22 protein-coding genes are annotated in these 21,788 nt (G+C 63.2%); 10 read left to right on the plus strand and 12 right to left on the minus strand.

Translation table 11 applies throughout. The features are described from left to right. A complete protein-coding gene (locus BBG20_RS24405; RefSeq protein ID WP_065907991.1) occupies window positions 1-432 on the minus strand; it encodes a nuclear transport factor 2 family protein in 432 nt (143 codons plus the stop codon). A 249-nt stretch (window positions 433-681) separates the two neighbouring features. On the opposite strand from BBG20_RS24405, the gene BBG20_RS24410 reads away from it, so the two are divergent. Genes BBG20_RS24410 through BBG20_RS24420 form a run of 3 tightly spaced genes read left to right on the plus strand, consistent with a single transcriptional unit; the run spans window position 682 to window position 2,106 of the window. Continuing rightward, on the plus strand, window positions 682-900 hold the full coding sequence (locus BBG20_RS24410) for a DUF6434 domain-containing protein (protein ID WP_065907993.1): 219 nt from the start codon (window positions 682-684) through the stop codon (window positions 898-900). Then, window positions 897-1,367, plus strand: coding sequence for a RidA family protein (locus BBG20_RS24415; protein ID WP_065907995.1), 471 nt, complete (start codon window positions 897-899; stop codon window positions 1,365-1,367). Before BBG20_RS24410 ends, BBG20_RS24415 begins: the two co-directional genes overlap by 4 nt. Window positions 1,368-1,371: 4 nt before the next feature. Continuing rightward, window positions 1,372-2,106, plus strand: a complete 735-nt coding sequence (locus BBG20_RS24420; RefSeq protein WP_065907996.1) for a CPBP family intramembrane glutamic endopeptidase — start codon at window positions 1,372-1,374, stop codon at window positions 2,104-2,106. A 111-nt stretch (window positions 2,107-2,217) separates the two neighbouring features. Here BBG20_RS24420 and BBG20_RS24425 read toward each other — a convergent pair whose 3' ends face one another. Continuing rightward, window positions 2,218-3,927, minus strand: coding sequence for an amidase (locus BBG20_RS24425; protein WP_083221477.1), 1,710 nt, complete (start codon window positions 3,925-3,927; stop codon window positions 2,218-2,220). Between the two features lie 54 nt (window positions 3,928-3,981). Beyond that, a complete protein-coding gene (locus BBG20_RS24430; RefSeq protein ID WP_065907999.1) occupies window positions 3,982-4,770 on the minus strand; it encodes a helix-turn-helix domain-containing protein in 789 nt (262 codons plus the stop codon). Between the two features lie 84 nt (window positions 4,771-4,854). Between BBG20_RS24430 and BBG20_RS24435 the strand changes: the two genes are divergently transcribed. Continuing rightward, complete coding sequence (locus BBG20_RS24435) at window positions 4,855-5,175, plus strand: DUF2834 domain-containing protein (protein ID WP_065908001.1); 321 nt, start codon at window positions 4,855-4,857, stop codon at window positions 5,173-5,175. 139 nt (window positions 5,176-5,314) lie between these two features. Here BBG20_RS24435 and BBG20_RS24440 read toward each other — a convergent pair whose 3' ends face one another. From BBG20_RS24440 to BBG20_RS24450, 3 genes are read right to left on the minus strand one after another with little or no spacing between them, the layout of a single operon-like run. Continuing rightward, window positions 5,315-6,238, minus strand: coding sequence for a sugar ABC transporter substrate-binding protein (locus BBG20_RS24440; protein WP_065908003.1), 924 nt, complete (start codon window positions 6,236-6,238; stop codon window positions 5,315-5,317). Window positions 6,239-6,273: 35 nt separating this feature from the next. Continuing rightward, window positions 6,274-7,407, minus strand: a complete 1,134-nt coding sequence (locus BBG20_RS24445) for a phytanoyl-CoA dioxygenase family protein (protein ID WP_065908004.1) — start codon at window positions 7,405-7,407, stop codon at window positions 6,274-6,276. Then, the gene (locus tag BBG20_RS24450; protein WP_065908005.1) at window positions 7,407-8,252 is read right to left on the minus strand and encodes an SDR family oxidoreductase; all 846 of its coding nucleotides are present in this window, start codon (window positions 8,250-8,252) and stop codon (window positions 7,407-7,409) included. The genes BBG20_RS24445 and BBG20_RS24450 overlap by 1 nt, the downstream gene beginning before the upstream one ends. Before the next feature lie 124 nt (window positions 8,253-8,376). Here BBG20_RS24450 and BBG20_RS24455 point away from each other — a divergent pair, with 124 nt between their 5' ends. Both BBG20_RS24455 and iolG read left to right on the plus strand, forming a co-directional pair. Beyond that, on the plus strand, window positions 8,377-9,402 hold the full coding sequence (locus BBG20_RS24455; RefSeq protein ID WP_065908008.1) for a LacI family DNA-binding transcriptional regulator: 1,026 nt from the start codon (window positions 8,377-8,379) through the stop codon (window positions 9,400-9,402). Between the two features lie 33 nt (window positions 9,403-9,435). Next, window positions 9,436-10,440: an inositol 2-dehydrogenase gene (iolG, locus tag BBG20_RS24460; protein ID WP_065908011.1), complete on the plus strand. Its 1,005-nt coding sequence runs from the start codon at window positions 9,436-9,438 to the stop codon at window positions 10,438-10,440. Window positions 10,441-10,491: 51 nt separating this feature from the next. Here the strand turns inward: iolG and BBG20_RS24465 are convergent, their stop codons facing one another. Both BBG20_RS24465 and BBG20_RS24470 read right to left on the minus strand, forming a co-directional pair. After that, a complete protein-coding gene (locus BBG20_RS24465; RefSeq protein WP_065908013.1) occupies window positions 10,492-11,655 on the minus strand; it encodes a GGDEF domain-containing protein in 1,164 nt (387 codons plus the stop codon). A gap of 109 nt (window positions 11,656-11,764) precedes the next feature. Then, complete coding sequence (locus BBG20_RS24470) at window positions 11,765-12,976, minus strand: MFS transporter (RefSeq protein WP_065908015.1); 1,212 nt, start codon at window positions 12,974-12,976, stop codon at window positions 11,765-11,767. A gap of 97 nt (window positions 12,977-13,073) precedes the next feature. Between BBG20_RS24470 and BBG20_RS24475 the strand changes: the two genes are divergently transcribed. Then, window positions 13,074-13,895, plus strand: coding sequence for an AraC family transcriptional regulator (locus tag BBG20_RS24475; RefSeq protein WP_065908017.1), 822 nt, complete (start codon window positions 13,074-13,076; stop codon window positions 13,893-13,895). Here the strand turns inward: BBG20_RS24475 and BBG20_RS24480 are convergent. Together BBG20_RS24480 and BBG20_RS24485 are read right to left on the minus strand one after the other, a co-directional pair. Beyond that, window positions 13,888-15,072 (minus strand): MFS transporter, encoded by a 1,185-nt coding sequence (locus BBG20_RS24480; RefSeq protein ID WP_065908018.1) that lies wholly within the window; start codon window positions 15,070-15,072, stop codon window positions 13,888-13,890. The genes BBG20_RS24475 and BBG20_RS24480 overlap by 8 nt on opposite strands. After that, window positions 15,072-16,094 carry an alpha/beta hydrolase gene (locus tag BBG20_RS24485; protein WP_065908020.1) on the minus strand — a complete coding sequence of 341 codons (1,023 nt, stop codon included), beginning with the start codon at window positions 16,092-16,094 and terminating at the stop codon, window positions 15,072-15,074. The genes BBG20_RS24480 and BBG20_RS24485 overlap by 1 nt, the downstream gene beginning before the upstream one ends. 166 nt (window positions 16,095-16,260) lie before the next feature. On the opposite strand from BBG20_RS24485, the gene BBG20_RS24490 reads away from it, so the two are divergent. Further along, a complete protein-coding gene (locus BBG20_RS24490) occupies window positions 16,261-17,184 on the plus strand; it encodes an AraC family transcriptional regulator (RefSeq protein WP_065908021.1) in 924 nt (307 codons plus the stop codon). Here the strand turns inward: BBG20_RS24490 and BBG20_RS24495 are convergent. Together BBG20_RS24495 and proP are read right to left on the minus strand one after the other, a co-directional pair. Continuing rightward, entirely contained in the window at window positions 17,159-17,665 is a 507-nt protein-coding gene (locus BBG20_RS24495) for a GAF domain-containing protein (protein WP_065908023.1), read from the minus strand. The two genes, BBG20_RS24490 and BBG20_RS24495, sit on opposite strands and share 26 nt — an antisense overlap. 51 nt (window positions 17,666-17,716) lie before the next feature. Beyond that, the gene (gene proP / locus BBG20_RS24500) at window positions 17,717-19,219 is read right to left on the minus strand and encodes a glycine betaine/L-proline transporter ProP (protein ID WP_065908025.1); all 1,503 of its coding nucleotides are present in this window, start codon (window positions 19,217-19,219) and stop codon (window positions 17,717-17,719) included. A gap of 479 nt (window positions 19,220-19,698) precedes the next feature. Between proP and BBG20_RS24505 the strand changes: the two genes are divergently transcribed. Both BBG20_RS24505 and BBG20_RS24510 read left to right on the plus strand, forming a co-directional pair. Continuing rightward, the gene (locus BBG20_RS24505; protein ID WP_065908027.1) at window positions 19,699-20,223 is read left to right on the plus strand and encodes a GNAT family N-acetyltransferase; all 525 of its coding nucleotides are present in this window, start codon (window positions 19,699-19,701) and stop codon (window positions 20,221-20,223) included. Between the two features lie 144 nt (window positions 20,224-20,367). Then, window positions 20,368-21,771: an MFS transporter gene (locus BBG20_RS24510; RefSeq protein WP_065908029.1), complete on the plus strand. Its 1,404-nt coding sequence runs from the start codon at window positions 20,368-20,370 to the stop codon at window positions 21,769-21,771. The last annotated feature ends 17 nt before the right edge of the window (window positions 21,772-21,788 follow it).

The following is a 21,788-nucleotide window of genomic DNA, read 5'->3' on the forward strand; positions in this document are numbered from 1 at the left end:
TCAATATTTGTAAGCCTGGCGCCCGATCAGCAGCCACTTGCCTTTTTGTTTCTGCCAGACCTGGAAGTTGTCGATATCGGTCGGTACTTCGACGCCGCTGTTCACCGCCAGCGCGTGGAAGTGGTTGCGCACCAGCGCGGTGTCGCCGTTGAGGGTGATGGTCTGGTTTTGCATTTCCAGGGTCTTGAACGCGCTGGTGTGGGTTTCCAGGTCGGCGATGAATTGGTCCTTGTTCTGCACCTTGCCGCTGGAGTGGCCGTAGGTGAGTTTATCGGCGGTCAGCGCGTGCAGTTGCTTGAGGTCCAGGTGCAGCATGGCTTGGGTCAGTTGGTCGACCGCTTGGGCCACATCCTTTTCGGCGGCGGCCGGCGCGGCGGCGACATAACCGCTGAACAGGCACAGAAAACCGATCAGCACTTTGACGTTTTGCATGGGTGTTTCCTTATTGTTGTTGGGGGCTGGCACGACCGGTTAGGTCGTCGTACAACCATGCAATATTTCCTGCGCTGAAGGAAAGTGAAATTTTGAAATATCTTGAAAAGATTAGCCTTGAAGACGTTTTAAAACCCTGGGCGACTTATACGACGTCTCAACACAAGGCTGATCCTTACCGACTCTTCCTGTGCAGGTAGCACATCGCTATGCTACGCCCGGACACCCTGATTGCCCGGAGACGACAACATGGATTTTGATTGGCACAGCGATCCCATCACGCGTGCCACACCTGTCACCCGCCACTATAAAAACACCCAGAACGTTCGCCGTTTCATGCTTGAACACTGTGGTCCGGGGTTCAAGTTCGACCGGCCTTTTATGGCCTGGATTCGCAACGACGTGCCCAAGACCCTGGGCGATGTCGTGGATGAATGGCGACGTCGCCACGAGGAAGCACGCGCATGACCCCCGATGAGAAATACCAGGCAGCCCAGCAACGCCTCGGCTATCAGTTGGACGAATTCAAGGTGGGCGGCAACTACACGCCGCTGGTCCGTGACGGCAACCACTTGTACATCAGTGGCCAGATTCCACGTGTAGGCGACACCATCGTGCTGCCGGGCAAGGTTGGCGACAGCATCACCCTGGCCCAGGCGCAAATCGCCGCCGGCATCAGCGCCTTGCGTTGCCTGGGGCTGCTCAAGCAAGCCTTGGGTTCGCTGGACCGGGTCAAGGCCATCCCTCGCATTACCGTGTATGTGCGCAGCGCCGAGGACTTTGATCAGCAGAGTGAAGTCGCCAATGGCGCCTCCGACTTGCTGCACGAGATTCTGGGCAGCGCCGGGGTGCATACGCGCACGTCGGTCGGTGTGATGCAGTTGCCGAAGTCGGCAGCGGTGGAGATCGACATGATCGCCGTTGCCCACGACTGAACCGATGATCACCCAGGGCATCGCGGTTCTGGTCAATTACGGTGCCTACCTGGCGCCGGGACTGTTGCTGTTTGGCCTGTGGTTCGCGCTGACGCCCAGGTCGCTTGCGGCGATGCGCATCCTGATCCTGCTGGCGGCATTTGTGCTGATGCGCGATGCCATGACGCCCTTGGGCCTGTGGGCATTGAGCGATGCGGTAAGCATCGCCTTCACCGACAATGCGTTGGTGCTGGCCGCCTTGGGTGGGCTGTCGCTGGTGCTGATCGGGGGGCTGGCCTATGTCGCCCCCGAGCTATGGCGGTGGGTGGTGTGGGTCAAGGGGCCGCGTGCAATCGGGCTTGTGGTCGGGCTGGGTGTCGGCGGCCTGATCGGGGTGCCGTTGCGGCTCTATCAAGGGATTGAGGTGCAGGCGATCCCCGGCTATTGGGCGTGGCTGCCGGGCATGCTGGTGCTGGCGTATGGCGCCAATGCGCTTGAGGAAGTGTTGTTTCGCGGGTTCTTGCAGGGCTACCTGGAACAACAGGTCACGCCGTTGCGCGCAGCCTTGCTCAGCGGCGTGGCGTTTGCCGCCTGCCATGCCTTTTTGGCCTTGAGCGTCACCCAGTTGGGCTGGCCGGTGTTGCTGTTTACCCTGATCGAGGGGCTGGCGTGTGCGCTGGTGCGCATGCGTTACGGCGTGCTGGCCGCGACGTTGACCCACGGCACGGCGATCCTGCTGATTGCCGTGCCGATGGTGTAGCACCGCCTGTAGGAGCTGGCTCGCCAGCTCCTACAGGACCGGTATTGCTGGCGAGTCAGTGGGGTACGGGCCGGCATTGCAAGCGAGCCAGCGTTTTCCGTTCCCACCGGCTTACGTGCAGGGCAATGGCGGGGTGCGCGGTGGAATCTGGCGTTTGCTGCCCGTCGCTTCATAGGCCGCCGCAAAGCGCAGCAACGCCGAGTCATCGTACGCGCGCCCGGCGAACGTCAGCCCGACCGGCATGCCGATATCCGCCATCACGCCCATCGGCACGGTGACGGTGGGCACGCCGAGGTGGCGAATCGCAAGGTTGCCGTTGGCCACCCACACGCCGTTGCTCCAGGCGATGTCGGCGCTGGTTTCGTTGACGTCGGCATCCGCCGGGCCGACATCGGCCACGGTGGGGAACAGCACCGCGTCGAGCCCCAGCGTGTCCATCCAGTCTTCCAGGTCGATCCGGCGGGTCTGCTCAAGACCGCGCAGGCCATCGGGGACGGTGCTGATCTCGTTCCAGGGGGTAATGCCACGCTCGGCCATGCGCACGTATTCGTCCATGCCGGCGGCCAGGTGATCTTCACGGTTGGGCAGGGTGCCGGGGTCGTGCGGGAAGATCTGCGGGCCGTCGACATCCGCCAGGCGGTTCAGCGCCGGGTCGTTGTTGGCGCGCAGGAAATCATCGAAGGCCCACGCGGAAAGCTCCCACAGTTCATCGTGCAGGAATTCCTTGGACACCAGGCCACGGGTAAACACGGTCGGCGCGCCGGGGCGGTCGCCTTCGCAGTTGGACACCAGCGGGAAATCCACCTCGATGACTTCCGCGCCAGCAGCTTCGAGGGCCTGGCGCGCGGCCTGCCACAGGTCGATCACGCTGGCGCGGGTGTTGATCTTCTGCCCGGTCGGCCCGCCGATGCCGGGTTTTTCGCTGGTGCCGGCGTCCGGGTCGGCGTTGATGTACATGCGCGGCACGCCGAAGCGTTTACCCACGAGGGATTCGGCCGTCACCGCCAGTTGCGCGTAAGACGCCGGGCGCACCGAAGTGGCGCTCGGAATCGGCACCCAGGGCTGCAGGCGCCACAGGTCGCCGCGCGTGTCCAGATCGTCGGCGACCACCACGTCAAGCACTTCCAGCAGGTCGGCCATGGTGCGCGCGTAGGGCACGACCACGTCCATGGTGGGCGTCAGCGGCCAGTTGCCGCGCACCGAAATCACCCCCCGCGACGGCGTGTAGGCGCACAGGCCATTGTTGGACGCCGGGCCACGCCCGCTCGACCAGGTCTCTTCCGCCAGACCGAAGGCCGCGAAGCTCGCGGCGGTCGCGGTGCCGGCACCGTTGGACGAGCCGGAGGCGAATGGCGCGGTCAGGTAGTCGGCGTTGTACGGGCTTTCTGCGCGGCCATACACACCGCGTTGCATGCCGCCATTGGCCATCGGCGGCATATTGGTCTTGCCCAGGCAGATGGCGCCACCGGCGCGCAGGCGCTCGATGGTGAAGGCGTCACGCTGGGCGACCAGCTTGGCAAAGGCCGGGCTGCCCGACGCAGCCGTCAGCCCCTTGACCAGGTAACTGTCCTTGGCGGTGTAGGGAATACCGTCCAATGGCCCCAAGGTTTCGCCCTTGGCCCGGCGCGCATCGGACGCCTCGGCTTCCTTCAGGGCCTGAGGGTTGCGCACCACCACGGCATTGAGTGCGGTATCGGTCTGCGCACCGTCATAGGCATCGATCCGCGCCAGGTACGCCTGGACCAGTTCAACGGCCGTGGTCTGGCCGGTTTCAAGCGCCGCGCGCAATTGGGCAATGGAGACTTCGGTAACTTGCATCAGATTTTTTTCGCCGCCTTCAAGTGGGGGTATGGCGGCAGTCTACGTACAGATATTTCACAAAACCAGCGCCGCATAATCCGCATGGGCGCCGCGCATCACCTGCCAGGTGGCGTCGTCAGCGGGAATCAGATGTTCGATGCGCAGCGAGGCGAGGGTGATGTCCTGGGGCATGCCGAAGGTGGTGAAGGTCGACAGGAAGTTCAGTTCGCCACGGGTCGAGCGCACGCGGGTGAGCACCAACGGCGGCAGCGCCTCGGACCGCTCGGTGCTGGCCGGCGCCGGCAGAGAGGCCAGCAACGCCGCCAGCGTCGGATTACCCAGCGCCTCCCGGCTGGCGCGCTGCCAGGCCAGGGTGCGGATTTCGTCGGCATTGATCAGGTGATCGCCAAGGCCGCACGGTTCCAGCAGGGTGGCCAGCAGGTTCAAGCCGTCGCTGGCCTGCGGCGGGATGCCCACCAGCTCGAACAGCACCGCGGTGCTGGCGTTGGCGGCCAGCACCTGCCATTCGCTGCCCAGCAGGATCGCCGGGGCCGGGTTGTTGGCGTGCAGCACATGGCTGACCGCCTCGCGAATCGCCGCCATGCCGGGTGCGGCGAGTGGCGTGGCGGTGTAGCGCGGCGCGAAGCCGGCGGCGAGGAATACGCGGTTGCATTCGTCCAGCGGCACTTCCAGCGCGGTCAGCAGGTTATGCGGGGTGCCGGGGCTCGGCTTGGCGCGGCCGGTTTCGAGGCAACTGAGGTGGCGCTGGGAAACACCGGTGATCAGCGCCAGGTCGAGCTGGCTCAGCTTGGCGTGGCGACGCAGTTGGCGCAGGTAGGCGCCGGCGGTAACAGGCGTGTCCATGGCGTGTTCATGACCTCCGAGGTCATTGCGAGGGCGCCCACCTTATCACTAGGGTGACGGCTCGATCACTACAAGGAAGAAACCATGCTCAGACCCTCTATCGCCCTGGCGGCCTTGCTCGGGTTTTCGCTGTATACCCTGGCTACGATGCTCATGGCCGAGCAGTCGCTCATGGCGTTTGGATTGGAATTGATCTCGCGCCCGGACACCGCGCAGGTGGTGATTGACCTGTACCTGATGGCAGTACTCGCCTGCGTGTGGATGTACCGCGATGCTCGCGGGCGAGGGCGGTCGCTGGCGTCGGTGCTGCCGTATTTTTTGCTGACGGCGGTGTTCGTGTCGGTAGGGCCGCTGCTGTATATCGTCGTCAACCAGTGTTCGCGACGCGCACAGCCCCCGGTCTGACGCAACTCCCCGCGTTGGGCTGCGCAGCCGCCCCAGTCATCGCCACCCCGTTTCTTCAGACAGTCCGAGGTGTCAGGTTTTGGGGCTGCTGCGCGGCCCAACGCGGGGCAAGCCCGCTCGCCACGGAGGTAGAGGAGGGTCAAGGGTTGAGGAAGGCCTGGTAGTTGTCCTTGGTGATCTGCTGGTAAGGGATGGTCAGCTCAGCCACGTAGGGCTCTTGCTTGACCATTTTCACTGCCAGGTCAATTGCGCCCACGGCCTGCCCCTTGTTGTCCTGATACGCCGTCACCAGCAACTGGCCTTTCTTCACGGCATCCAGCCCGGCCGCGCCGCCATCGCTGCCGGCGACCAGAATGTCCTTGCCCGGTTGCATGCCCGCCTGGCTGATCGCCATGGCCGCGCCAATCGCCATCTCATCGGCATTCGCCGCCACTGCGTCGATCTTGCGTCCGGACACGATCCAGTTGTTCATCAGGTCAATCGCCTTGCTACGCTGCCACTCCGCGCTTTGCTCCTCGACAATCTTGATGCCGGGGTAGTCCTTGAGCACGTTTTTCACGCCCTGCGTGCGGTTGTGCGTGGCGTTGTTGGACAGCAGCCCGAGCATGATCGCGAGGTTGCCCTTGCCGCCCATTTTCTCGGCCAGGTAGCGCATCTGGATCTCGCCCGCCTTGATCTCATCCGAGCCGACATAGCCCACCCCCGGTGGCACCTCCTTGAACTCGGGACGGCGGTTGACGTACACCAGCGGGATCTCGGCCTGCTGGGCATTCAGGGTCATTTTCTGCGTGGCGGCGGTGTCGACGGCGTTGACGATAATCGCGTCCATGCCCTGGGCGCTGAAGTTCTGCACCTGGTTGAGCTGGCGGACCACATCGCCCTGGGCGTCTTCGAATTGCAGGGTCACGCCCGGCAGCTCCTTGGCATGGGCGGCCATGTAGTCACGCATCTGCGCGAGGAATACGTCGTCGACCTGGGCGATGCTTACGCCGATACGGATATCGGCGAGTGCCCAGGGGCTGATGGCGAGGGTGAAGAGTGCCGCAAGGAGGTGTTTCTTCATGATATTGCTCCGTTGTTTTTGTTGTTGTTAAAGCATCACGCCTGTCGCTTGGCCCGCAGCTGCACGACGGCCGCCGCGAAGTCTGCAGGTGTCCAGCGTTCGTCGAGGGCTTGCAGCATCAGTGCCTGTCCGGTTTGCGGTGCCAGGCCGTGCAAGGGTGGGTCGGTGTCGAGGTTGGTCGGGAAGGCATAGCCGTCGGCGGTGCAGGCCACCACCGCAGCAACCGCCTGCGCGTCCAGGCCGGTATTGGCCAGCAACGCCGGGTACACCGCCAGCATCATGCGGTCACGGTCGAGGGCTTCCATGGGCTTGCCGAACGCCGAGGAGATTTGCAGCAGATTGGCCATGCGCTGGCAGTCGGCGGTGCGATTGGTGCCGGCGGCATGGAACAGCGCCGGATTGAAGAACAGCAGGTCGCCCTTGTTCAGTGGCAGTTGCACGGCATGGTGCTGGAAGTAGTCGATAAACTCTGCGCGGCGCCAGGCCAGGTAGCCCAGGGCGTATTGCTGGGAAAACGGCAGCAGCTGGGTCGGGCCGGTTTCCAGCGGCATGTCCGAGTGAGCCACCGCGCCCTGCAACGTCAGGTACTGCGACAGCAGGTGCAAGGGCAGGGGGAAGCGCTCCACCACCTCGACGGTCTGGAAGCCCAAGTGATAATCGCGGTGCGGCTGTTGCGCCTGGCCGCCGGGGTGCACCACGTTTACCTGCGCCGTGACCTGGTAACTCGGGCCCAGCCACGCCTCGGCGATCAGCCCCAGCAACGGGTTGGCGTAATACTCGACAAACGATTCCGGCGACTGCAACGCGGCCTTTTGCAACGCGTTCCAGATGCGCCCGTTGCTGCCGGCCTTGGCAAAGTGGTCGGCGGCCACACCTTGCGCGGCCTCATGCGCGAAGATCGCGTCGAACACCTGGCTGTGCCGATCCACCACCTCCAGGTCTTCATAGGCGCGGCGCACCACCATTACCCCCGGCCCGTCGCGAAACAGTCGATGCAGTTCGTTCATGACCGCAAGGCGGTCGCTGTTGCGCAAGGTCTGCGCCTGGTAGATCGGCACGTTGCTGACCACTTCAGCGGCCAGCGGATAGTCCTCGGCATGCGCCTTCTGCGCGCAGACGCGGCTGAAGTCAGCCAGGCGCACGGCCTCTTCGGTCACGAATGCGGACATCACGCACCTCCTGGCAGGCTCAGCGCCTGGTGCGGTTGCGGGCTACCGCCGTCGGTGCAACCGACCACGCCTTGTTCCAGGTCGATGATCGAGCCGGTCATCATCCCCGACTCGCGTGACAGCAAAAACGCCACGCTTTGCGCGACCTCCTCGGGCTTGAGCAGGCGCCCGAACGGCTGCGCGCTTTCGGCCTTGGCCAGCCAGCCATCCTCGGCACCGTGATAGTGGCGCTGGATTTCATCCTCGTGGGGCGTGTCCATCCAGCCGATATTCAGGCCATTGACGCGGATGCGGTTGCGCAGCGCGCTGAACGCGACGTTCTTGGTCAGAATCGCCAGCGCGCCCTTGGACGCCGCGTAAGCACTGAGGAACGACTGCCCGCCGTGCCCGGTCACGCTTTGGATATTCACCACGGCGCCTTCCACACCGTTGCTGATCATCAGTTTCAATGCGTCCTGCATCAGGAAGAACGGTGCGCGCACGTTCACCGCCATCAACCGATCAAACAGCTGCGGCGAGGTATCGAGAATGGTGCCGCGATCCGACATGCCCGCGCAGTTCACCAGCCCGTGCAAGGTGCCGAAGTGGGTGCGTGCCGCCTCGATGATCGCGCGACAATCCTCGACTTTCTCAAGGTCGGCCTCGACAAAAAACGCCGGGCAATCGAGTTCAGCCAGCAGTCGCACCTGCTCTTCGCCCTGGGCGCGGCGGCGCCCGCAGATGATCAGCCCGGCGGCGCCACGGCGCGCCAGGGTGTGGGCGACTGCCGCGCCGAGGCCCTGGGTGCTGCCAGTGACGACAAAGTATTGACCTGAAAACGAGGTGGCGAGATCGGTAGAGGGCATGCAGTTTCTCCTGGATTCTTGTTGTTGTGGATCGTCCGGCTCGACGCCGGGCAAAACTGAGACTAGCATTGCAAAACCTCAGTAACGCCCAAAAAAGACCTCAAAAACACCTCAGGCGAAACCCATGCTCGAACGCGCAAAACATTTCTCCATCAAGCAACTCGCCACCCAGGCCGGGGTGAGCAAAGCCACGGTCGACCGCGTGCTGCACCAGCGCGGCAGCGTGCACGCGCAGACCCGGCGGCGGATCGAGCAGGCGCTGGAGGAATTGGAGGCCCAGGAGAAAAACGGCCTGGCGGTGGGGCGCACGTTTCATGTCGACGTGATCATGCACACCCCGCAACGCTTCAGCGCGGCGGTGCAGGCGGCAATCACCGCGCAGTTGGCGAGCCTGGCGCCGTTTCGGATTGCCCCGCGTTTTCACCTGTTCGAAGAAATCGAGCCGCAGGCCATGCACGACCAGTTGCTGCGGTGCCTCGACACCGGCAGCCAGGGCGTGGTGCTCAAAGCGGCCGATGAGCCGGCGGTGAACCAGGCGGTCAAGCAACTGATCGCGGCGGGGATTCCGGTGGTGACCCTGGTCACGGATCTGCCGCAAAGCGAGCGCATCGGCTACGTCGGCATGGACAACCGCACCGCCGGCCAGACCGCCGCCTACCTGATGTCGCGCTGGTTGCCGACGCAGCCCCAGGACGTCGCGGTGGTGATCGGCAGCGAGCTGTTTCGCGGCGAAGAGGAGCGCGAGATGGGCTTTCGTGCCTGGCTGCGCGGGCGTGCCCCGCACTTGCGCGTGCTCGATATCAGTGGTGGCTACGGCGTATATGCGCGCACGTTCGAGCGGGTCACCGAGGCGCTGCAACAGCATCCCGACCTCAAGGCGGTGTACAGCGTCGGCGGCGGCAACCGCGCGATTGTCGATGCCTTCGCCGCGCTTGATCGCCCGCTGGAGGTGTTTATCGGCCACGACCTCGACCAGGAAAACCGCCAGTTGCTGCTCGACGAAAAAATCGCCGCGATCATCGATCACAACCTGCAGATCGATGCCCGCCACGTGTTCCTGCACATCCTGCACTACCACCGGTTATGGAAGGCCGGCCCGATTGCGCCGTCACAGGTACAGATCGTCACGCCGTTCAACCTGCCGGACTGAATCTCCCTCAATAACAACATCAGGAGTTCGACCATGCTACGTATCGCCGTTCTGGGTGCCGGGCGCATCGCCAAGATCCACGCCGCCAACGTCGCCGCCCATCCCAATGCCACGCTGGTGCTGGTGGCTGACCCCTGGCGCGAAGGCGTCGATGCGCTCAGCGCGCAACTGGGCTGCGAGGCGGCCTACGATTGCGCCGCCGCGCTGACGCGCAAGGACATCGACGCCGTGGTGATCGGCACGCCCACCGACACCCATGTCGATCTGCTGCTGGCGGCGGTCGCCGAAGGCAAGGCGGTGCTCTGCGAGAAGCCCATCGATCTTGATATCGCCAAGGCCCGCAGCGCCGCCCAAGCGGTGGAGCGCCAGGGCGGCAAGGTGATGCTCGGCTTCAACCGGCGCTTCGACCCCGACATGCTGCGCCTGCGCCAGGCCCTCGACGCCGGGCAGATCGGCGCAGTGCGCCAGGTCATCATCACCAGCCGCGACCCCGGCCTCGCGCCCCGCGATTACCTCGAACACTCCGGCGGCATCCTGCGCGACATGACCATCCACGACTTCGACACCGCCCGCCACTTGCTCGGCGAAGAGCCGGTGCAAGTCAGCGCCATCGCCAGCCGCCTGGTGGACCCGAGCCTGGAAGCGATCGACGACTACGACAGCGTGATGGTCCTGCTGCGCACCGCCTCGGGCAAGCAATGCCATATCAACTGCTGCCGCCAGGCGGTGTACGGGTACGACCAGCGGGTCGAAGTTTCCGGCGCCAACGGCGTGTTGCTCACCGATAACCATCGTCCCAGTACCGTGCGCCACTGGAGCGCCGAACACACCGAGGCGCTGGAACCGCTGCAGCACTTCTTCCTGGAGCGCTACGCCGATGCTTATCGCAATGAGCTGACGCAGTTCATCGAGGCGCTGAACCACGGCCACGCACTGCCCACCAGCATGCGCGACGGCCTGTACGCCCTGCACCTGGCCGATTGCGCATTGGCTTCGGTGCAGACCGGGCGCAGCGTGGCCGTTAACTACGACCTGTAGGCGTTGGCTTGCCGGCGTTGGCGCGTCAACGCCGGGCCGATTGCGGCGTCACTAGGGCGCCTGCATCGTCCGGCGGTCCACCAACCGGATGCTATCGCGCCCGCCACGCTTGGATTCATACAACGTGGTGTCGCCTTGCTCGATCAATGCGGTGAGGCTCGCCGGCGGTTGGTCGAACAGGTTGGCGCCGATGCTCAGGGTCACCGGCTGCGGGGTAGGCACGGTCTGCGCGGCCAGTTGATAAAACTGGTCGCGCAGGCTGCTGCCCAGTTCGATGATCTGCTCGCTCGACGCCGGGGTGAGCAGGATCACAAATTCGTCACCGCCCAGGCGTGCGGCCAGTGCGCCACGGGGCACCACACTGCGGATCATCTCGCTCAGGGCGATCAGCAGGCGGTCGCCGGCCGTGTGGCCGTAAAGGTCGTTGACCCCTTTGAAGTTATCGATGTCGATCAGCAGCAGCGCACCCGGTTGCGCCGGTGATACCTGGGCCAGCAGGCGTGGCGCGCGCAAGTCGAGGGCGCGGCGGTTGTACAGCGCGGTCAGCGGGTCGCGGGCGGCGAGGCGGGCGATCTGTTGTTCGCGCCGGTAGCGTTCCGAGCCGGTCATCGACAGTGCGATCAGCATGATCGCCATGGCGCCTTCCACCAGCGACACCTGGATAATTTCGCCCTTGAACGCGGCAAGGTCGATCAACGTGCCGGGGATCAGCACCGACAGCGCCTTGGCCAGATAGAACACGCCATGGATCAGCAGCACGTACCGCAGTTGCACCGCGCCGATGCTCAGCGATTTACCGTGCGGACGCAGCAGGAAGCTCGCGCGCAGCGTCGGCAGCGCCACCAGCAGCGATTGCACGCCGAGCATGGCCTTGGACCAGGGCAGGTCAGCCGGCAGCATCAGCATCCCGAGCCAGGCCACCAGCAGCAACCACCACAGGCGCGAGAGGCGCACCTGGGTGAACCGCGCCACGCCGAGTAAAAACAACAGGTGCGCAGCCACCAGCAGGCCGTTGGCGAACCAGATGCCGATCATCAGGAAACCGCTGCTGCGCAGCAGGGCCAGGGTTGAACCGAGGGTAATGGTGGCGAAACCGGCGCTCCAGAACAGCAGCGAAGGTTCGCGTACGCTGCGCCATTCAACGGCCAGGTACAGGGCGGCAGCGGCTGCCAGGGCAACGGTGAGTGCCAAGATCGTGGGAGGGTCGAGCGTCATTTCGTGCCGGGTCTGCCTGGGTGTGCGTTTAAACCGGGATTGTAAGCGCACACGCAGGTTTTTCAGAACACTTAGGGTGATGGCACACAGCCATCCGATGACCGGCGGTCTAGACGCCTTTGGTCGACGGCAACAGGATGGTCAGGATGCCCACCAGCGGCAGGAACGAGCACAGCTTGTAGACATACTCGATGCCATGGTTATCGGCGAGCAGGCCGAGCAAGGCCGCGCCGATCCCGCTGAAGCCGAACATCAGGCCGAAGAACACCCCGGCGATCATGCCGACGTTGCCTGGCACCAGTTCCTGGGCGAACACCACGATGGCCGAAAAGGCCGAGGCCAGGATAAAGCCGATCACCACGCTGAGCACGGCGGTCCAGAACAGATCGACGTAGGGCAGGGCGAGGGTGAAGGGCGCGGCGCCGAGGATCGAGAACCAGATGACCTTCTTGCGGCCGATCTTGTCGCCAATCGGGCCGCCAAAAAATGTGCCCGCCGCCACTGCACCGAGGAACAGGAACAGGTACAGCTGCGAATTGGCCACCGACAGGTTGAATTTCTCGATCAGGTAGAAGGTGAAGTAGCTGGTCAGGCTGGACATGTAGAAGTACTTGGAGAACACCAGCACCGCCAGCACCACCAGGGCAAACGTCACCCGGCGTTTCGACAGGCCGTGGGTGGCTTTGCTGCCTTGCTTGAGCTTGAACAGGTTGAGGTGGTTGCGGTACCAGCGGCTCAAGCCATAGAGCACCAGGATCGCGAACACCGCAAACAGGCCGAACCAGGCGATATGGCCCTGGCCGTAGGGAATGATGATCGCCGCCGCGAGCAACGGGCCGAGGGCACTGCCGGTGTTACCGCCGACCTGGAAGGTCGATTGCGCCAGGCCGTAGCGCCCACCGGAAGCCAGGCGCGCGACGCGCGAGGTTTCCGGGTGGAAGGTCGACGAGCCGACGCCCACCAGGCCTGCCGCCAGCAGAATCGCCGGGAAGCTGCCGACAAACGCCAGCATCAGGATGCCGATCAGCGTGCACACCATGCCGGCCGGCAGCAGCCACGGCTTGGGATGACGGTCGGTGTGGTAGCCGATCCACGGTTGCAGCAGCGAGGCGGTCAGCTGGAATGTCAGGGTGATCAGGCCGACCTGGGTGAAGCTCAGCCCGTAATTGGCCTTGAGCATCGGGTAGATCGAGGGCAGTACGGCCTGGATCAGGTCGTTGATCAGATGCGCCAGGGCGCAGGCGCCGAGGATACGCATGACTAACGGGCTTACTTGAGGCGGACTCGAGGTGGCAGCAGGTGATGCGGTCAAGGTCGACATGCAGGCATTCCATACAAGGCAGCGATCAGGGACAGCCCGTACTTGAGCAGGCTGTCCATTTCAAATTGTTTCGATGGTTATGCTAGAGTCGCCGAAAATGCCTGTCTCGCGTAATTCGGGAAGCAACCATCGCAAAAAGGGCGAAATGATTAAATCACTCGATGTTTTTCTGCAGGAGATCGATGCGGGCGACTGGGCCGTGATCAGCTCAGCCACCGACTACCCGGAAAACTGGGTGATCCCCGACCATCGCCACGAAAAGCACCAGCTGTTGTACGCCACCGAAGGCGTGATGGTGGTGCATTCGGCGCATAACCAGTGGACGGTGCCGCCCAATCGCGGTTTCTGGATGCCCAGCGGGCAGGTGCATTCACTGCGTTGCGTGGGTGCGCTGAAAATGCGCAGCGTGTTCGTGCGCCCCGACAGTTTTCCCAACCTGCCGACCGAGACCAAGGCAGTGAGCATTTCGCCGCTGTTGAGCGAACTGATCAAGGCCTCGGTCAGCCTCAAGCCGCCGTACGCCGAGGATTCGCGGGATGCGCGGATCATGCACCTGATCCTCGACGAACTGGCGCTGCTGCCGGCGTTGCCGCTGTCGTTGCCGCAGCCCGCCGACGCGCGCATCAATCAGATCTGCGAGGCGTGGCAGGAGGATCCGGGTGATGCCTCCACCGTAGCCGACTGGAGCGAGCGCCTGGCCCTGGACCAGAAAACCATCCAGCGCCTGTTCCGCAAGGAAACCGGCATGACTTTCGGCCAGTGGCGCCAGCAGGCACGGCTGCTGCTGGCGCTGGAGCGTATTGCGGTGGGAGAGAAGATCATCGACGTGGCCCTGGAGCTGGGTTATGACAGCCCGAGCGCCTTTACCAGCATGTTCAAGAAACAGTTTGGCAAGACGCCGAGTCATTTTTTCAGGTAGCGCGGCGCGCTTCGGCAGACCTCAAGGCCGGGTGGGAGGCCAGGCCGGCAAGCACGGCGGCAATCACCAGCAACGCGGCGCTCAGTTCGAACGTCGCCGGGTAGCCGCTGCGATCGAATGTCACGCCACCGACCGTAGCCCCAGCCGCAATTGCCAACTGGATGATCGCGACCATCAACCCGCCGCCAGCCTCGGCGTCCTCGGGCAGCGTGCGCGCCAGCCAGGTCCACCAGCCGACCGGCGCGGCAGTGGCCACCAGGCCCCAACCGCCCAGCAAGACCGTGGTGATGATCGGTGAACGGCCGAGGGCGACGAGCAGCACGGCGATTCCTGCCATCAATAGCGGGATGGCAATCAACGGCACGAACAGGTTGTGCTTGAGCACACGTTCGATCAGCAACGTACCGGCCAGCCCGGCCAGGCCGAGGACCAGCAGCATCAGCGACAGCGTGGACACACTGACCTGGGTGACGCTTTCCAGAAATGGCCGCAGGTAGGTGAACAGCATGAACTGGCCCATGAAAAACACACTGACGGCGAGCATGCCCAAGGCCACGGGTGTGTGTTTCATCAGCCGCAACACATTGCCGGTTTTCGCCGTGCCGTCGGCCTTGATCGTCGGCAGGCTCGCGAGCAGCCACACTGCCGCGATCGCGGCCACCGGCACGACGCAGAAAAACGCGCCCCGCCAGCCGATCAGTCCGCCAAGAAAGCTGCCCAGCGGCGCCGCAATCACCATGGCCAACGCATTGCCGCCATTCACCAGCGCCAGCGCGCGCGGGACCTGGGCCGTGGGCACCAGGCGCATGGCGGTGGCGGCCGACAGGGACCAGAAGCCGCCGATGGCCACGCCGATCAGCGCGCGACCGAGCATGAACGTCAGGTAGTTCGGCGCGAGGGCGACCACGCTGCCGGAGAGAATCATCAGCAGCGTCAATGCCAGCAGCAGGCGCTTGCGCTCGACCCGCGCCGCCACGCTGGCGATCACCAGGCTGGTGAGCAAGGCAAACAGCCCGGACACCGAGATACCCTGGCCGGCCTGGCCCTCTGTAATGTGCAGGTCGGCCGCCAGCGGGGTCAGCAGGCTGACCGGCAGGAACTCTGACGCGACCAGGGCGAAGGCGGCCAGCGCCATGGCGAACACCGCGCCCCAGTGAGTTTTAGAGGTATTGGCCATTACTTCAGGTTGCCTTTGAAAAATTCCGTGAGCGTGGCGAAAGGGATCAGGTCGACCCGGTCGTAGAGGTCGACATGGCCTGCGTCGGGGATGATCACCAGCTTCTTGGGCTCGGCGGCGCGCTGGTAGGCGTCCTCGCTGAACTCGCGGGAGTGCGCTCCGGCGCCGGTGATCAACAGCAGCGGGCGAGGGGAGAGCGTCTCGATGTCGTTGAGTGGGTAGAAATTCATGAACTTCACATTGCTGGTCAGCGTCGGCCGCGTGGTGGTGCGCGCCGAGGCCCCGGCCGGGGTGAATTCGCCGCGCGGGGTGCGGTAGAAGTCGTAGAACTCATCACCCACAGGATCACCGGTCAGGGTGTGTGGGGTGCCGCCGGTGTACACGGTCTCGCCACCCTGGAACTCCACGTAGCGCTGGTTGGCAGCCTGCAGCAGCACCTGGCGACGTTGCGCGAGGGTCACGCCGTGCTTGAGGCCGTTACGGTTGGCCGCGCCCATGTCGTACAGGCTGACCGTGGCGATGGCCTTGAGGCGTGGGTCGATCTTCGCCGCACTGATGGCGAAACTGCCGCTGCCGCAGATACCGATCACGCCTATGCGCTCGCGGTCGACGTTGGGCCGGGTGCCGAGAAAGTCCACGGCAGCGCTGAAGTCTTCGCTGTAGAGGTCGGGCAGTACCGCGTTGCGCGGTTGGCCCGCGCTGGCACCCCAGTACGACAGGTCCAGTGACAGGCTGACGAAACCCTGCTCGGCCATCTTGGTGGCGTAGAGGTTGGCGCTCTGTTCCTTGACCGCGCCCATCGGGTGGCCGACGACAATCGCGGCAAGCTTGGCGTCGGGGGCGAGATGTCTGGGCACGAACAGGTTGCCTGCGACGGCCATGCCATATTGGTTGTTGAAGGTGACTTTTTCGACGGTCACCTTGTCGCTCGTATAGAAGTTGTCAGCACCGTTGGACATATCGGCTCCCAGCGCAGAAAGAGAAGTCACCAGCAAACCCAGGGCGAGCAAGAGGCTGTTCATGAGCGGTTCCTTGAGAAAAATGAGTCTGCGCATTTTCCCGGCACGGCCACGCGAGCTGTAGTGCGTTTCAGTGGATTACTTGCCTGATCCTCTGAGTTTCGCCGTTTGCCAGGGACACCTGCGGGCGGCCGCGGTACAGTTCGATCAACAGAAAAAAGGGCCCTTCATGAGCATTCATTCAACGCCCCTGGACGTGCTGATCCAGGCCATTGGCGCGCGCGTCCGGGTACCCGGGGACAGCCCCATGCCGATCCCGGGCCTGTGCTTTTATCGGCGTGAGCAGCCGGCGACCCCGGTGGTGTGCATGGTCGAGCCGAGCATCGTGCTGGTGGCCCAGGGCGAGAAGCGACTGTGGGTGGGCGGCGAGGGTTACCCTTATGACACCTCGCGCTTCCTGGTGACCTCGCTGGACATTCCCGCCAACTCGGAAGTGCTCACCGCCAGCCCGGAAAAACCCTGCCTCGGCCTGACCTTCAAGCTTGACCTGCGCATCCTCGCCGAGCTGATCGCCCAGAGTGAGGCGCCGCCCAGGCGCGAGCGGGCGGTGCTCAAAGGCGTGGGAATCGGCACGGTCACCACCGGCATGCTGGCGTCGTTCGCGCGCCTGGTGGAATTGCTTGATGAGCCTGAGGCGATACCGGTGCTGGCCCCCTTGGTCCAACGCGAGATTCACTACCGGCTGCTGCAAAGTGATCAGGCTGGTCGCCTGCGGCAGATCTGTTCGGTGGACGGCCAGGGTTACCGGATTGCCCGGGCAATCGACTGGCTGAAACTCAATTACCACGGCCCTTTGCGCGTAGATGAATTGGCCGCGCGCGTGCAAATGAGTGCCGCGACCTTTCACCATCACTTTCGCCAGCTGACGGCGATGAGTCCATTGCAGTATCAGAAATGGCTGCGCCTGAACGAGGCGCGGCGCTTGATGTTGAACGAGCATCAGGACGTGTCCAGTGCTGCGTTCAAGGTTGGCTATGAAAGCCCGTCGCAGTTCAGTCGCGAATACAGCCGACTGTTTGGAGTACCACCCAAACGCGACATGGCCGCGTTGCGTGGCAAGGCGGCGGTCACTGATCTGCGGGGGTCAGATTAGCGTAGAAAATGCAGCCGATCAGGCGTGCAAACAGGCTGAGGGTTTCCGGCAGGTTGGGGTCATCAAACAGCATCGACCGCGAATCCAGTGCGCACAGCGCGCCAAACAGGCGGCCGTCGGGCAGGAATATCGGCGCACCGGCGTAGCTCTCGATCGCGTATTGCTTGACCACCGGGCGCGATGCAAAGCGGCCGTTGTCGCTGATCTGCGGAATGAACAGGGCCTGGGGGTCGATGCAGAACTCGCTGCACAGGGTGGTTTCGAGGTCGAGGACGTCGTCGACGTGGATGCCCATGTCGACCGTGTCATGCACGGAGCAGACGATCCATTCAAGGTCGGTGAATTTGGCGATGCCGGCAAAGCGCATGCCGGTCAGGCGGGTGACCAATTGCAGGATGCTGGTGGTGGCTTCTATTTCGGCGATGGCAGCGCGTTCATCGGCGCTGAGTAGCGATTGTGCAGCGGTGACGCTTGAAACCATGCTTGACACTCCAATGGCGCGACGGCCGGGGCCGCCACGCCGGGTAAGGGCTTAATTAATCCGTGGATGCTGCTGCACCAGATTCTGGCGCTTGGCTTCCAGGGCGGCAATCTCGGCATCGATGTCTTCGATTTTCTGCTCGATATTGTCGTGGTGCTCCTGCAGGAGTTCCTTGGCTTCTTCCATGTCCGAGGCGGCCGGGGCTGCGCCGCGCAAAGGCTTGTTGGCGGTTTCCTTCATGGTCAGGCCAGTGATCAGGCCGATCACGGCAAACACCATCAGGTAGTAGGCGGGCATGAACAGGTCATTGGTGCTTTCCACCAGCCAGGCCACGGCGGTTGGCGTCACGCCGGCGATCAATACCGACACGTTGAACGCACTGGCCAGCGCGCTGTAGCGCAGGTGGGTGGGGAACATCGCGGGCAGCGTCGAAGCCATCACGCCGATAAAGAAGTTCAGCACGACCGCGAGGATCAGCAGGCCAGCGAAGATCAGCCCGGTCTTGCCGCTGGTGATCAGCATGAACGCCGGGATGGCCAGGAACAGCAGGCCGATGCTGCCGGCGATGATGAAAGGCTTGCGGCCGATCTTGTCACTGACAAAGCCAATGAACGGCTGCACGAACAGCATGCCGACCATGATCGCGATGATGATCAGCACGCCGCTGTTTTCGGCGTAGTGCAGGTTGTGCGAGAGGTAGCTGGGCATGTACGTGAGCAGCATGTAGTACGTCACGTTGGTGGCCGCGACGATACCGATGCAGGTCAGCAGGCTGCGCCAATGCTTGGTGGCGATTTCCTTGAACGACACTTTCGGGCCGTGGGTCAGGCCTTCGCGGTCGCCTTGTTCAAGCTTGTCGACATGTTGTTGGAACGCCGGGGTCTCTTCCAGCGCATGGCGCAGGTACAGGCCGATGATGCCCAGGGGCAGGGCCAGGAAGAACGGCAGGCGCCAGCCCCAGGCCTCGAAGTCCGCTTCGCCGAGCACGCTGGAAATCAGCACCACTACACCCGCACCCAGCACGAAGCCGGCAATCGAGCCAAAATCCAGCCAACTGCCGAGGAAGCCGCGCTTGCGGTCTGGCGCATATTCGGCAACGAAAATCGACGCGCCGGTGTACTCGCCGCCCACCGAGAAACCCTGGGCCATCTTGCACAGCAGCAACAGGATCGGTGCCCAGATGCCGATGGAGGCGTAGCCTGGAATCAAGCCGATGGCGAAGGTACTCAGCGACATGATCACGATGGTCGCGGCGAGGACTTTCTGTCGCCCGTATTTATCCCCCAACGCGCCGAAGAACAGGCCGCCCAGCGGACGAATCAGGAAAGGCACGGAGAAGGTGGCGAGGGCGGCGATCATTTGGACACTGGGCGAGGCGTCCGGGAAGAACACTTTACCCAACACATAGGCGACGAACCCGTAGACACCGAAGTCGAACCATTCCATGGCGTTACCCAGGGCGGCGGCGGTGATCGCCTTGCGCATCTTGGTGTCGTCGACGATGGTGATGTCTTTCAATCCGATGGGTTTGACGCTTTTCTTACGTAATTTCATGCGGGCCACTCTAAAGCAGAACAGGGGAGGTGCCATCGTTGCGATGGCACCGCTCTGTCACTTCAGATACAAGGGGACACGAAATAATTCACCACTATTTGTGTTTTTTTGCTTGGCGGGGAAACTGGTTTTAAACCGATTGGGTTTTATGGGGGGGTTGGTTTGGGGTGAGCTAGCTTTCTTTATAGTGAGCTGGATTTTTTTGTAGTGAACTGGATTTTTTTGTGGCGAGCGGGCTTGCCCCGCGTTGGGCTGCGCAGCAGCCCCAAAACCAGGCGCCACGGTATACCTGATGTTTAAAGGGGGTACTTATGGGGGCTGCTGCGCAGCCCAACGCGGGGCAAGCCCGCTCACCACAAAAAGCCTGCTCACCATAAGCTTGCACACCATAAGCCTGCTCAGCATAAGTCAGCTCACCCCAGGTCGGTGCGCCGCAAACAGCCACACTTCTATCTACAAACAGAAACGAGAGCTAGCCGATGACCGCCCCACGCCTTACCTACCGCCAGCCCCAGCCCACGGATGTGGCGCGATTGTTCGCGATCTTCGGTGACCCGCAAACCAACCTCTTCAATCCGGCCGGCCCGATGCAAGACCTGGCAGCGGCCCAGCGCCTGCTCGATCACTGGCTGCAGCAATGGGCGGCGCATGGCTATGGCTGGTGGGCGATTGCTCGGCGCGAAGCGCCGGCGCACATCATCGGGTTCGGCGGTATTGCGCCGCTGAACTACCTCACGCAACCGCGCATCAACCTGGGTTATCGCTTTGCCGTGGAGGCCTGGGGGCAGGGCTATGCCACTGAAGTCGCGCGTGATGCCTTGAGGCTGGCGTTTGACACCCTGGGGCTGCCCGCCGTGTTCGGTTTGGTGCGGCCGGACCATGCCGCTTCGATTCGCGTGCTGGAGAAAGTCGGCATGCAGCCATTCGGTGAACTCGATGACGTACCCGGCCAAGCCCCGAGCGTGGTCATGTGCGTGCGTCATCCTACAACTTGTCGTGCCTGACAGTTTTTACACCGGTGTGATACCCCACAAAAACCGCAATCTTTCAGATTGACAGCCGTCAGGCAGCCCGCTATAAAAGTCACAGTTGTACGACGACATATGACGTTACATATGTCCTGACTAACAAAAATAAAAAGTGATGCCATGAACTTGAATGAGCCCATCAACGCCCACCGCGTTGGCCAGGCGGTAGGCAACTATCGCTGGACCATCTGTGCGATGTTGTTTTTCGCGACCACCGTCAACTACCTCGACCGCCAGGTGCTCAGCCTGCTGGCGCCGCAGTTGTCGACGCAATTTGGCTGGAGCAACACCGACTACGCCAACATTGCCGCTGTGTTCCAGTTCGTCTACGCGATTTCGATGCTGTTCGCCGGGCGCTTCGTCGACAAGATCGGCACCAAGGCCGCGTATGTCGTGGCGATTGGCATCTGGTCCACCGGCGCAATCATGCACGCGTTCGCGGTGCCGATGGGCGAGGGCATCGCGGCGGTCAGCGGGGCGATCGGGCTGGCGGTGATTCCGGTGTCGATTGCCGGCTTCATGCTCTCCCGCGCGGTACTGGCGATTGGCGAGGCGGGTAACTTCCCGATCGCGATCAAGGCCACTGCCGAGTATTTCCCGAAGAAAGAACGCTCGCTGGCCACCGGTATCTTCAACTCCGGCGCCAACGTAGGCGCGATCCTGGCCCCCATCTGCGTGCCATTGATTGCCGGCCTGTGGGGCTGGGAAGCCGCCTTCATGGTGATCGGCATGTTGGGCTTCGTGCGGGTGGCGGTGTGGTCGGCGCTGTACGAAAAACCCGACCAGCAAAAACGCCTGTCCGCTGAAGAGCTGGCGTATATCCGCAGCGACCAGACCGTGCAGCCGTTCACGGCGGCGCCGGCCGGCACGCCGGAGAAAAAAGTCTCGTGGTTCAAATTGCTCACCTACCGCCAGACCTGGGCCTTCGCCTTCGGCAAGTTCATGACTGACGGCGTGTGGTGGTTCTTCCTGTTCTGGCTGCCCACCTACCTGTCCGCGCAATACGGCATGAAAGGCGCCGACATCGTCATGCCCCTGGCGGTGCTGTACAGCATGACCATGGTCGGCAGCATCGGCGGCGGCTGGTTCCCCAGCTACTTCATGGCGCGCGGCGACGCACCGTACGACGGTCGCATGAAAGCCATGCTGGTGATCGCGCTGTTCCCGCTGGTGGTATTGCTGGCGCAGCCGCTGGGCTACATCAGCTTCTGGGTGCCGGTGCTGCTGATCGGGGTTGGGGCGTCGGCGCATCAGGCGTGGTCGTGCAATATCTTCACCACCGTGTCCGACATGTTCCCGCAGAAAACCGTGGCCTCGGTGGTCGGCATCGGCGGTATGGCCGGCGGTATCGGCGGGGTGGTGATGACCAAGATCGGCGGCTGGGTATTTGATTACTACAAGTCGATCAACGATATCCATACCGGCTACATGATCATGTTCGCGATCTGTGCGCTGGCCTACCTGGTAGCGTGGAGCGTGATGAAAACGCTGGTGCCGCGCCACAAGGAAATCACTGATTTGTAACGCCTGGCCTCCCGCGC

It is taken from the genome of Pseudomonas aylmerensis, assembly GCF_001702265.1.
Classification (GTDB): Bacteria; Pseudomonadota; Gammaproteobacteria; order Pseudomonadales; family Pseudomonadaceae; genus Aquipseudomonas; species Aquipseudomonas aylmerensis.